Origin of the sequence: Apibacter sp. HY039, from assembly GCF_004023655.1 — a bacterium.
GTDB classification, from domain to species: Bacteria; Bacteroidota; Bacteroidia; order Flavobacteriales; family Weeksellaceae; genus Apibacter; species Apibacter raozihei.
This window is the reverse complement of record NZ_SAYM01000007.1, coordinates 34,568-47,290: the sequence shown is the minus strand read 5'-3', so window position 1 is coordinate 47,290 and position 12,723 is coordinate 34,568. Positions and strand designations below refer to the sequence as shown.

Below are 12,723 nucleotides of genomic sequence, written 5' to 3'. Positions count from 1 at the left end.
TCAATGAGTGATTTTTTCTATTTTTACTAAAACTTTTTTATATGTTCTCATCCCAGGAGTTAATTGAAATAAAACAATTACTGACAACAAAAAAAAATATACTCATACTTTCCCATCAGAATCCGGATGGAGATGCTATAGGTTCCTCTCTGGGATTGTATCATTTCTTACAGGCTTTGGGTATAGAATCAACAATTATCGTTCCCAATGAATTTCCTAAATTCCTAAAATGGTTACCTGAAGCTAAAAATATAGTTATAGCAGATTACAGAACGAAGTTCACGGAAATTGCGTTTAATAATGCAGAAATTATTTTTTGTCTTGACTTTAACACCGCTTCAAGAATTAATCAGCTCGATCAAAAACTACGTTCTTCCAAGGCCGTAAAGATATTGATAGATCATCATCAGGAACCCGATCCGTTTGACTATGTTTATTCCGACACCTCACAGCCGGCAACCTGCCAGATGATTTATAAGTTTATCGAAAGTCTGGGTAAAACTTCATTAATTAATGAAGACATTGCGTACTGCCTATATACCGGAATACTAACAGATACAGGAAGTTTCAGGTTCAGGAATACAACTGCTGAAACACATAAGATAATTTCAAATCTTATTGAAGCAGGCGTCTATCCTGATATAGTAGCATCTAATGTGTTAGATAGCAATACACCGGAAAGAATTAAACTTTTAGGTACTGTTCTTGACTCCATTGAAATTTTACCTGAACAAAACACGGCTATACTTTCATTGACAAGAGAACAACTAAAGTCGTTTGGATATCAAAAAGGAGATACTGAAGGCTTTGTTAACTACGGACTTTCTATTATCGGTATCAAATTTGTAGCATTTTTCATGGAAGATATGCAGAATAACTTTATTAAAATTTCTTTTCGGTCTAAAGGAAATTTTGATGTAAACCAATTTGCAAGAAAATACTTTAATGGCGGTGGTCATATTAATGCTGCCGGTGGCAGAAGTGATATGTCAATAACTGAAACTATTATAAAATTTAAAGATATTTTAGAAAGTGAAAATATTTCAAACATTTAATTTAATTTTAGTCCTGCTTTGTTTAATCGGGTGTCAAAAAAAAGAAGTTTTTCGTCCGGTAAGCCAGACTACTTCTGACTATTTAAAAGATTCTCGTGAATATTCAAAGTCCAGGGAAGAAAGCGAACGGAAATTTCTAACACATTGGATTGAAAAACAAAAAGATTCTCTTAATCAAATCTTTATACCTACTTCTTCAGGAATATGGATTAGATATATTAAAACCAACAGTCTTCCTAAGATTAAAAACAAAGATTATGTGTCATACACTGCGGAAATAAAAACCATTGCTAATGAAATTATTTATTCTTTTGCAGATATTGGTAAAAAAGAAGGTATAGTGGGTAAGTTTAAAGAAATCAGGGGTATTGAAAGTGCTTTATTTTTATTGAGTCAGGGTGATAAAGCTGAAATTTTAATTCCTTCTTTTTCCGCATACGGATTATATGGCGACGAAAATAAAATAGGTTCCAATGTTCCTTTATTAGTAGAATTACAGATTAATAAAGTAGAAAATTCAAACAATTTTAATTCTACTAAATAAGATTTCAGATAATGAAATATTTTTTTTTAAACATAATAATTTTTACCAGTAGTTTTATTTTTAGTCAAACGTATAAAGCTGTTTATAAAATTTCCCAATTAAATATTACTGATCAGGAAAAAAATAAACAATTAGAAAATTTTTCAGTTTTAATTTTTTCCGATAACAAATCTGTTTATGAACAACTTGAAAATAATCCTGCAAAAGCAGAAATACCCAGAATCGTATTTAAAAATTTCGACCAAAATATAAAAATAACTCAAACTTCTTTTTTTGGTGAGGGTATAAACATTAAAGAGGATTTAGCGAGCTTAAATTGGATAAATTTAAATCAGAGCAAACAAATTAACCAAATGAAATGTTCTCTTTATCATACCCAAATTAAGGATATGTGGAATAAAGTTCAAACAGTCCATGCTTGTGTTGATAAATCCATACCGGTTTTAGATGGCCCTGAAAATTATACCGGATTACCGGGCTTGATAGTTGAGTTACTATTACCTGATAAAAAATTTGAACTAACTGAAATAAAGATCCTCAAAAACAACACATCATTAAAAGAACCTGTAAATAGTTTTAAAACTCTAAGCAAAGAACAATACGATCGATGGACAGATGAGAATATGGAAAAAATGATGGAAGATATGAACAAACGTGAAGGCTTAAAGATTTCTTCTGAAAATTAAAAAACCCTGTCGCAATCTAAATAAATAAACAATTTATCTTTAATTATTCAACAAAATAATTACTAGCTATAAATTTATTTTATTAGCTTAAACAACACCTTTAAAGTTAGGCATATTAAAAAATAAATTAGTACGGAAAACCTCAATTATAATATAAAATAAAGCTTTATTTTTAATATTAATTAGAAGCAAATGGCTTGGTTACACTAAATTATTATTATTGTTGGTCTTAGTTAGTATACTAAGGGTAATATTTTTATATTTAAAACAAATTTTCTACATGAGCTATTAATTTTTAGTCTCTCTAATAAAATACTCATGTAGGATTTTTTGAGATTGAAATATATTATTTATACATTATAATTTTAATCATAATTACATATTCTTTAGTAATATCAAAAAATTTTTGTACAAATATTTTTTATATTAACTGATTTCTCTAAAATAATCTCTCGTATTTTCTCTGTCGGTGTAAAGCTGCTTTTTCAAATCCTCGATTGATGAGAATTTTTGCTCATCTCTTTCTCTATCATAAAAATGAATTTCTAGCTGTTCTCCGTAAATATCCTGATCAAAATCTAATATATTAACTTCAATTTGTTTCTTCAATCCGTTTACAGTCGGTCTCATTCCAATATTCATCATTCCGTGATAAAATTTATTCTTTAAAGAAACTTTCACAAAATAAACCCCGTTTTTAGGACATATTTTTTGAGCGTCTATATCTATATTAGCTGTTGGAAACCCTAATTGCCTACCTAATTTATTACCTTCCACCACTTTTCCCGTCATAATAAATTTATAACCCAGCCATGAATTAGCTGTAGATATGTCGCCTTCTAAAATTTTATTTCTTATTTTAGTAGAACTGATAACCATTTCGTTTTCACTGATTGGAGGAAGCTGATACAATTTAAATTCAAACATTTCAGAAAAAGTTTGTAATTGCTCAAAATTACCATCTCTATTTCTTCCAAACTGATGATCATATCCTACTACCAAAGAATGTATATTAAGTTTAGCAACTAAAATATCCCGTACAAATTCCAGGGATGAAAGCCTGCTGAATTCTTTAGAAAATTCCTGTATAAATAAATGTTGAATTGACAATTCACTTAATAAATTAATTTTTTCCTGTAATGTAGTAAGTAAACGAAAATCGGTATCTGGTTGTAATACGAACCTTGGATGAGGGTTAAAGGTCATGATTGCCGTTTCTCCATCTTCTTTTTTTGCAATTTCGTCTAAATAATTTAAAATAAACCTGTGCCCTAAGTGAACCCCATCAAACATACCTAATGTAAAAATGATTTTCTTATCCTGGGGCAGACTATATTTTTCTCTCTGAATTTTCACGTATTTTTATAAGATATAATTAAATGCAAAGATGATAAATTTTGTATTTTTTTCAAATAGATACGAATAAAATATTATATTTGCATGATCACAAGAAAAAGTATAGTTATTTGAATTTTAAATTATATGGCAACTGAAAAAAAAGGTAAAATATCTCAGGTTATAGGACCAGTTATAGATGTTGTTTTTGATGAAGTGGCACAACTGCCTAACATTTATGACGCTTTAGAAGTACTAAGAGAAAACGGAGAACCCCCTTTGGTTCTTGAAGTAGAACAGCATATTGGACAAGATATAGTTCGTTGTATAGCTATGGATGCAACTGATGGTCTATTTCGTGGTCAAACTGTTATAACCACTGAAAAACCTATTACAGTTCCGATTGGAGAAGAAGTTAACGGTCGGTTATTTAATGTGATCGGAAAAGCAATCGACGGAATCGGAGAGGTTCCTAAAACCAACGAATTGCCTATACATAGATCAGCTCCAAGATTCGAAGATTTATCTACTTCCGCTGAGGTACTTTATACTGGTATTAAAGTAATTGACCTGGTTGAGCCATATTCTAAAGGAGGTAAAATCGGTTTATTTGGAGGTGCTGGTGTTGGTAAAACAGTATTAATTCAGGAATTGATTAATAATATAGCAAAAGGTCACGGAGGACTTTCCGTTTTTGCAGGAGTGGGAGAAAGAACTCGTGAAGGAAATGACCTTCTTAGAGAAATGCTTGAGTCTAAAATCATTTCTTACGGTGATGAATTTATGAAATCTATGGAAGAAGGTGGATGGGATCTTTCTAAAGTAGATCATGAAGCATTGAAAACTTCCAAAGTTGCTTTCGTATTCGGGCAAATGAATGAACCTCCGGGAGCTCGTGCAAGAGTTGCTTTATCCGGACTAACCTTAGCAGAATATTACCGTGATGGTTTAGGAGAAGGTAAAGGACGTGATGTTCTTTTCTTTATCGATAATATATTTAGATTTACTCAGGCTGGTTCTGAAGTGTCTGCACTTTTAGGCCGTATGCCATCAGCCGTAGGATACCAACCTACGTTAGCCAGTGAGATGGGTGCACTTCAGGAAAGAATTACTTCTACTAAAAATGGTTCCATTACTTCCGTACAGGCAGTATACGTTCCTGCAGATGACCTGACTGACCCGGCTCCGGCAACAACTTTTGCATATTTGGATGCAACTACGGTATTAGATAGAAAAATTGCTTCTTTAGGTATATATCCTGCAGTTGATCCATTACAGTCAACTTCGCGAATACTTACTCCTGAAGTATTAGGAAATGAACATTATCAATGTGCTCAAAACGTAAAAGAAATTCTACAAAGATATAAAGCTTTACAAGATATTATAGCCATATTGGGTATGGAGGAATTAAGTGAGGAAGATAAACTGGTTGTTCACAGAGCAAGAAGAGTTCAGAGATTCCTTTCCCAACCTTTCCATGTTGCTGAACAGTTTACAGGTACTCCGGGCTCGTTAGTTGATATTAAAGACACCATCAAAGGATTTAATATGATTCTTAACGGTGAGTTGGATCAGTATCCGGAAGCAGCTTTCAACCTCAAGGGAACAATTGAAGAAGTTATTGAACATGGTGAAAAAATGTTAGCTGAGTTAAAAAACTAATTTTATAAACTTATCTGATATATAACCATGAAAATACAAATATTAACCCCGGAAGAAATAATTTTTGATGGTGAAGTTAAGTCTATAATACTTCCCGGTTCTAAAGGAGAATTTCAAATGCTGGAAAATCACTCAGCTATTGTTTCTACCCTTATTGAAGGTAAAATTAAGTTAGACTCTGTAATTTCATCAGTAACAATTAATGAACAAAAATTATCTGATGAGGGTAAATTTAAAACTCATAATATAAAAGGCGGATTATTAGAATTTAATAATAATAAAGGTATTATCCTTTGCGACTAAATTCTACTAACAATTATAAAAAAACGGTTTAATGTAAAAATTAAACCGTTTTTTATTTTATCAATGTATTTTAAAATTAAGATAAGTAATTCTTTTATCTTCATTTAAAAAAAGCTTTTCATAATGTGTCTTTATATCTCTTACATAAGAAGGTAAATTATATTCCGGTGCCCCGTAAATATCATGATGTGAAGATAAAATTTTATATCCTAATCCTTGTAAAAGACCATTTGCATATCCATGTAAAAACTCACTATCTGTTTTTAAATGTACACTTCCTTCAGATGTCATTATTTTTTTGTATTTATCTAAAAATACAGGATGCATTAACCGATGTTTTGCTCTTTTATATTTTATTTGAGGATCAGGAAAAGTAATCCAAATTTCATCCACTTCTTCCGCTGAAAAAATGTAATCAATAAGTTCTATTTGAGTACGAAGAAAACCTACATTGGACAGCCCTAACTGCTCTGCAGTTTTTGCTCCTCTCCAAAATCTGGCTCCTTTAATATCCAAACCCAGAAAATTTTTTTCAGGAAAATGCTGAGCTAAACCTACTGAATATTCTCCTTTCCCACATCCTAATTCTAATACTATCGGATGATCATTTTTGAAAAATTCTTTTTTCCATTTTCCTTTTAATGAAAACCCATTGATTACTTCTTCTCTTGTTGGCTGAATTACATTAGCAAAAGTTTTATTTTCTGCAAATTTTCTTAATTTATCTTTTCCCATGATTTTATGAATGCGAATGCAAAAATAGTAATTAATTTACTCCTAATAAATGATTATTAGATTTTAACAGTGTTTAAATTAAAATTACTAACATGAATATTCATCTTCTGCAAAATGCAATAATTTAGCAATCATATCTACCTTAGACATATAATACCCTTTTTCAAGTGCCATTTTTATCGGCTTTTCATACATATAATGAATTTCCATTTTTCTATGATTATCAAAATCTAATTTCATACTTGGAGAATATGAGGGCATTTTTTTTGTAATTTCAATTTGTTCCTTAATTAATTTTTCAGAAATTTCTACTCCACATGCTTTTGCGCCGGAAACTACCTCTCCCATTATTTCCTCAATCAGATTGAGCATGCTTTTGTTATTTATTAATTTATCTGTTTGAGCATTCAAAATTACTGACAGGCCATTAAAAGGAATATTCCAAAGAAGTTTATTCCATCGACTGTAATTCAAATTTTTCTTTGTACATATAATCTTAGATGTTTCATTAAAATCTTTAATCACCTGCTCTAATTTACTATCATCTTTATCGTTAAATGATCCGAGACTTAAATTGCCTAATTGCTGATGTCTTATTATTCCCGGTGAACTTTTATGGGATAATATCTGAGCTACACCTCCAGCTATTTTAATATCAGGAAATACCTTCTCCAAATCCTGCTCTGCTCCAAGACCATTTTGTATTAGTATAACCAAACTATCATTTTTAAGTACAGAAGGTAATAATTTTTGCAAAAGGTAGTTTTTATTTGTTTTCAAACCAACTAAAAGTATATCACATTTAGGCATTTTTTCAACCGTATCGTAATAATTCCCTTTGCATTTTATTTTACCGAAAACAGCTGAGTCTATATATAATCCATTTTGCTTTACAAAATCATAATCACTGTTTATCAGGAAATTTACATTTTTACCAGTATCTGATAAAATTCCTCCATAAAATCCTCCTATTGCTCCTGTTCCGATAACTCCATAAGTTAATTCCATAAACTTTATTTTATATACACAAAGGTATAAATTCTTAGTATAGTAAAGTTTTTAATTTAAACTGCATTACTAATTGTATAAGAATTAAAATTCGTAAATATTTAATAATTTTGAAATTCTAAATATAGAAAATTTGAATTCATCTTTATCACAGCCCAAACTAACATCGGGCGTATTATGGCTAATGGCTATAAGTTCGGGTTTAATCGTTGCCAACAATTACTATAATCAGCCTTTACTAGGTTTAATGGCTGAAGATTTTCAGGTTAGTGAATCTGAAATTAGTGGTATTCCTATGTTTACCCAAATAGGATATGCATGTGGTTTATTTTTCTTTATCCCACTTGGCGATATGTTCAAAAGAAAAAGAATGATTCTTATTGATTTCATTTTTATTATTATGGCATTAATAGCCATGTCTCTAAGCAAATCAGTTAAATTGTTGCTTCCTATCAGCTTTATTATAGGTTTTACTTCAGTTATTCCTCAGCTATTCATTCCTATGGCAGCAACTCTGGCTACACCAGAAGAAAAGCCCAAAGCTGTGGGAATCGTAATGAGCGGTTTGTTAGTAGGTATATTAGGTTCAAGAGTGTTAAGCGGTTATGTCGGAGATTTTTTTGGCTGGAGAGAAATGTACTATATAGCTACAGTGATTATGATTATTTTGTTTGTTCTTATTTATTTTAAATTACCTGAAGTTTATCCCCGATTTAACGGAACTTATAAAGAATTAATGTTATCACTTATTCAACTTTTTAAAACTAATTCTTCGCTGCGGCTTGCTGCTTTAAGAGGAGGATTAAGCTTTGCAGCTTTAAGTGCCTTTTGGACTCCGTTAGTTTTTCATCTACAAGCTAATTTTCATTTAGATGAACATATGGCCAGCAATATTGCGGGCAAATTTGGCCTTGTTGGAGCCTGTGGAGCTATTACAGCAGCTTTTATGGGTAAGATCATTGCAAAAAGTAATAAAAATAATTTTTTAACTAATTCTATTTTATTAATTCTTGCATCTTGGGTAATTTTTTACTTTAGCGGATATTCTTTCTGGGGACTAATTTTAGGAGTTATATTTATAGATATAGGAGTGCAGGCTGCACATATAACTAATCAATCAATAATATTTTCAGGTAATCCTAATGTTGCCAATAGGGTAAATACTATTTATATGACTTCTTATTTTATTGGCGGTGCTTTAGGAACTTATATTTCAGCTCATGCTTTTCAGTATTTTAATTGGAACGGTGTAGTATACACCGGGGGAGGAATAACACTTTTAATGCTTGTGTGCCACTGGACTTCTTTAAAAAAATAAAAGGAATTTTAATTATGTAAATAATTAAAATTCCTTAAACACATAAAGTGAAACATTAATAGGAAATATATATTATATTATAATCAGTATTTTAAAGAGCGCTTAATTTTTAGTCCTCATAAATGAGAAATGTAAAAAATAATGTTTCTATTATGTATATATTATATGTTGAATGACTCGACTTAAACTTTTAAATTCAGAAACAAATATAACAAATCATACAAACCCTACCAACTTAATATAAATTAATCTAAAAACAGATAAACTTCATTTTTTTATAAATTATATATTAAGAATTAATGTATTACTATTTATACTTCTGTATTTTTTTACATGTATCATAAAAAATTAAAAACTTTTTATGTAATACTAATTTCAATTAACTACAAAAAAAGAGCCGTTATGATAAACGGCTCTTTTAATATTCATTATCTTAAGCTGAACTTAAAACTTGTATTGCCCACCAATTCCTAAGGTAACAAATGTTGAATTAGAAGTTCCTCTTACTTTAGAAGAAATTCCTTTAACAAATCCTTGAACCTGGAAATCACTGATATTCCAACCTACTTTTGGCTGAAAATAAAAGCCCGTATCAATTCCTTTTTTTGTTGAAATAGCTACACCTAAGTCAGTACCTACTACAAATTGTTTTCCTAAAGCATATTCACCAGCTACCGCTACAGGGATAAATCCGAAATCCCCAACACCTACTTTAGTTGTAATAGTTTGATCAGGAATTAATGTTGGAAAAGGAGAAGGAATAGTTACTGTGGTAGTTTTATCTTTACCAATGTAATGAGTATACCCTGTAGCAACCCCAACTTCTAACTTATCAATAGGTTTCCAGAAGAAATAAGCTACATCTAAACCTAAGTTAAATGAAGAGATATCAGCTGCATCTCCTACTGGTAATCCCAAATGTACACCTGCACGTAAACCTTCCTGTGCTGAAAGTGTAAACGTTGCTCCTAATGCTAAAGCAATTGACAAAAATAATTTTTTCATATGTTTGTTAATATTTAAGGCTGCAAAGATTTGACAAAAAAATTTAATAAGCAAATATTAATTTGAATAGTTTGGTGCTTCCTGAGTAATAATTACATCATGAGGATGGCTTTCTTTAAGACCTGCTGAGGAAATTTTAACCATCTTACTATCTCTTTGCAAAGCTGTTATGTTGTTGGTGCCGCAATATCCCATTCCGGCACGAATACCTCCACATAATTGATAGACAACATCTGATAATTTTCCTTTGTATGGCACTCTTCCTTCTATCCCTTCAGGGACTAATTTTTTAGCTTCAGATTGAAAATACCTGTCTTTACTACCTCTCTTCATAGCTGATAAAGATCCCATTCCCTGATAGCTTTTGAACTTTCTTCCCTGAAATATGATTTCTTCTCCCGGAGCTTCTTCAGTTCCTGCAAAAAGAGATCCTAGCATAACACAAGAAGCTCCGCTAGCTATAGCTTTAACAATATCTCCTGATAATTTAATTCCACCATCAGCTATTACGGGAATGTTTTTACTGGTAGCATATTCAAAAACATTATATATTGCAGATAATTGAGGTACTCCTACTCCTGCCACGACTCTGGTTGTACAGATAGAACCCGGACCTACTCCCACTTTTAGTGCATTTGCACCAGCATCGATCAAATCTTTCGCTGCTTCGGCAGTCACAATATTTCCTCCTACAATGTCAAGTTCCGGGAAAGAACTTCTTATTTCTTTTATTTTATTTAAAACATTTATAGAATGCCCATGAGCTGAATCTACTGCAACTATATCAACACCTGCTTTTACTAAAGCAGCTACTCTACCTAACGTGTCATTGCCTACCCCTACTCCTGCTCCTACTCGTAAACGTCCGTCTGTATCTTTACATGCGGTTGGATATTCTAATAAATTATCTATATCTTTGATGGTTATTAAACCTATTAATTTATTATTTTTATCAATAATAGGTAATTTTTCAATTCTATTATCCAATAGAATTTCTTTTGCCTGTTCTAATGAAGTATCTCTTGAAGACGTAATTATATTTTCTTTTGTCATTATGTCTTCAACTTTTCTATCCAAATTTGACTGATATTTGATATCCCTGTTCGTAATTATTCCTACAAGGGTATTATCATTCTCTATAACAGGTAATCCGGAAATATGATATTCCTGCATCAGGTTTAAAGCATCCTGCAATGTATGGTTCCTGCTTAATGTAACAGGATTGGATATCATACCATTTTCAGACCTTTTAACTTTATTAACCTCTGCAGCCTGCTGCTCGATTGTCATATTTTTATGTATAAAACCAATACCTCCTTCTCTTGCTAAAGCAATAGCCAAAACAGATTCAGATACGGTATCCATTGCGGCAGAAACAATAGGAATACTTAGTTTAATTTTTTGAGTGAGTTGTGTTTCCAGAGAAACCTGAGAAGGTAGAACTTCTGAGTAAGAAGGAACGAGAAGTACATCGTCAAAAGTAATGGCCTCCTCTACAATTTTGCTTTTAAGTGACATATATGCTTTTGCCGAGCAAATTTACTGTTTTTTTTATTAATATGAAAAATTTCATAGAAATTAATATCGTTTAGTTTAGCATTCGGCAATGGTAACCGGTATACTAACTGCTAAACCTCCTTCTGAAGTTTCTTTATATTTAGAATTCATATCTAAAGCTGTCTGCCACATACTTTGTATAACTTCATCCAAACTAACCCTTGCATTTTCAGGATTGCTTTCCATTGCTATATTGGATGCTGTAATAGCTTTTATGGCTCCCATTGCATTGCGTTCAATACAGGGAATCTGCACCAGCCCACCGATAGGATCACAGGTAAGCCCTAAATGATGCTCCATTGCTATTTCTGCAGCCATTAAAACCTGTTCGGGACTTCCTCCCATGATCTCAGTAAGCCCTGCAGCAGCCATTGCTGAAGAAACTCCTATTTCTGCCTGGCAACCACCCATAGCAGCAGAAATGGTGGCATTTTTTTTAAACAGCGTTCCTATTTCACCTGCTGTTAGTAAAAAATCAATTATATGTTTTTCCGTTCTTCTTCTGGTAAATAAGTGTGCATACAACAATACGGCAGGTATAACTCCTGACGCTCCATTGGTTGGAGCCGTTATAATTCTTCCGAACGAAGCATTTTCTTCATTTACTGCCAAAGCAAAACAACTGATCCATTTATTTATCTTAGTAAAGTTTGTTCCTGAAGATTTCACTAACCTCATCCATTCGTCAATATTTGAGTAATCTTTTCCATCCAATAGTTTATTATTCAAATCAAAGGCTCTTCTTTTCACCTTTAAACCTCCAGGTAAAATACCTTCTTTGTTCACACCCTCATAAATACATTCTTTAATGTTTCTCCAAATTTCAAGTGCATTACTCACAATTTGCTCTAAAGGGTTCCATGCTTGTTCATTCCAGAGTACCAACTCGCTTAATCTCAGACTAAGTTTATTACAATTTTTAATAATATCCTTTGCACAATGGCACGGATACGGAGTTTTTATTGCATGCTCTTCGATAGTATTTTCATCTTCTGTAGAGATAAAGCCTCCTCCAACTGAGTAATAACTCTTTTCAATTTTTTCTTGATTATTAAAAGTTACATGAAATGTCATTCCATTAGGGTGAAATGGCAACAATTCCTTATAATGAAAACGAATATCTCTTTTATACAGAAAATCAATATTTACTTTTCCTGCCAGGTTAATTTTTTTTTCATTTTTAATTAAATCAACAAGTTCAGGTATACTTGGTGTATTAATAGTTTTAAAGTTTTGACCACTGAGCCCCATCAACACAGCTATGTCAGTACCATGTCCTATACCTGTTTTAGCAAGAGAGCCATATAAATCCACAGAAATTTCTTTTACGTTATCTAAAGAATATTTATCTACAATTAATTTAATAAAAAGTTCAGCGGCATTCCATGGTCCCATAGTATGAGAACTGGAAGGGCCAATCCCTATTTTTATAATTTCAAAAATACTGATTGATTTCATAACTTCTATTATTTCATATCATGCTAGCCTAAGTAACAAATCTAATAATTTTGTTTT

12 protein-coding genes are annotated in these 12,723 nt (G+C 31.7%); 6 read left to right on the top strand and 6 right to left on the bottom strand.

Translation table 11 applies throughout. The features are described 5' to 3' along the window. Positions 1–41: 41 nt before the first annotated feature. The 3 genes from EQ921_RS12505 to EQ921_RS12495 are packed head-to-tail and all read left to right on the top strand — an operon-like array spanning position 42 to position 2,285. Positions 42–1,055, top strand: a complete 1,014-nt coding sequence (locus tag EQ921_RS12505) for a bifunctional oligoribonuclease/PAP phosphatase NrnA (protein ID WP_128331885.1) — start codon at positions 42–44, stop codon at positions 1,053–1,055. Then, on the top strand, positions 1,033–1,599 hold the full coding sequence (locus EQ921_RS12500; RefSeq protein WP_128331884.1) for a hypothetical protein: 567 nt from the start codon (positions 1,033–1,035) through the stop codon (positions 1,597–1,599). The genes EQ921_RS12505 and EQ921_RS12500 overlap by 23 nt, the downstream gene beginning before the upstream one ends. Positions 1,600–1,610: 11 nt before the next feature. Then, the gene (locus EQ921_RS12495; RefSeq protein WP_128331883.1) at positions 1,611–2,285 is read left to right on the top strand and encodes a GLPGLI family protein; all 675 of its coding nucleotides are present in this window, start codon (positions 1,611–1,613) and stop codon (positions 2,283–2,285) included. A gap of 426 nt (positions 2,286–2,711) precedes the next feature. Here EQ921_RS12495 and EQ921_RS12490 read toward each other — a convergent pair whose 3' ends face one another. Then, a complete protein-coding gene (locus tag EQ921_RS12490) occupies positions 2,712–3,641 on the bottom strand; it encodes a bifunctional riboflavin kinase/FAD synthetase (protein WP_255424492.1) in 930 nt (309 codons plus the stop codon). 126 nt (positions 3,642–3,767) lie between these two features. On the opposite strand from EQ921_RS12490, the gene atpD reads away from it, so the two are divergent. Beyond that, complete coding sequence (atpD, locus tag EQ921_RS12485) at positions 3,768–5,282, top strand: F0F1 ATP synthase subunit beta (RefSeq protein WP_128151946.1); 1,515 nt, start codon at positions 3,768–3,770, stop codon at positions 5,280–5,282. 27 nt (positions 5,283–5,309) lie between these two features. Then, positions 5,310–5,585 (top strand): F0F1 ATP synthase subunit epsilon, encoded by a 276-nt coding sequence (locus EQ921_RS12480; protein WP_128151944.1) that lies wholly within the window; start codon positions 5,310–5,312, stop codon positions 5,583–5,585. A 60-nt stretch (positions 5,586–5,645) separates the two neighbouring features. Here EQ921_RS12480 and trmB read toward each other — a convergent pair whose 3' ends face one another. Then, complete coding sequence (trmB, locus tag EQ921_RS12475; RefSeq protein ID WP_128331882.1) at positions 5,646–6,320, bottom strand: tRNA (guanosine(46)-N7)-methyltransferase TrmB; 675 nt, start codon at positions 6,318–6,320, stop codon at positions 5,646–5,648. Between the two features lie 87 nt (positions 6,321–6,407). Next, positions 6,408–7,328, bottom strand: a complete 921-nt coding sequence (locus EQ921_RS12470) for a 2-dehydropantoate 2-reductase (protein WP_128331881.1) — start codon at positions 7,326–7,328, stop codon at positions 6,408–6,410. A 133-nt stretch (positions 7,329–7,461) separates the two neighbouring features. Between EQ921_RS12470 and EQ921_RS12465 the strand changes: the two genes are divergently transcribed. After that, a complete protein-coding gene (locus tag EQ921_RS12465; RefSeq protein ID WP_255424491.1) occupies positions 7,462–8,646 on the top strand; it encodes an MFS transporter in 1,185 nt (394 codons plus the stop codon). 444 nt (positions 8,647–9,090) lie between these two features. On the opposite strand, the gene EQ921_RS12460 is transcribed toward EQ921_RS12465, so the two are convergent. The 3 genes from EQ921_RS12460 to EQ921_RS12450 form a co-directional block, all read right to left on the bottom strand. Further along, the gene (locus tag EQ921_RS12460) at positions 9,091–9,651 is read right to left on the bottom strand and encodes a hypothetical protein (RefSeq protein ID WP_128331880.1); all 561 of its coding nucleotides are present in this window, start codon (positions 9,649–9,651) and stop codon (positions 9,091–9,093) included. 57 nt (positions 9,652–9,708) lie between these two features. Next, positions 9,709–11,169: an IMP dehydrogenase gene (guaB, locus tag EQ921_RS12455; RefSeq protein ID WP_128331879.1), complete on the bottom strand. Its 1,461-nt coding sequence runs from the start codon at positions 11,167–11,169 to the stop codon at positions 9,709–9,711. Positions 11,170–11,244: 75 nt separating this feature from the next. Beyond that, positions 11,245–12,666: an L-serine ammonia-lyase gene (locus tag EQ921_RS12450; RefSeq protein ID WP_128331878.1), complete on the bottom strand. Its 1,422-nt coding sequence runs from the start codon at positions 12,664–12,666 to the stop codon at positions 11,245–11,247. Positions 12,667–12,723: the final 57 nt, after the last annotated feature.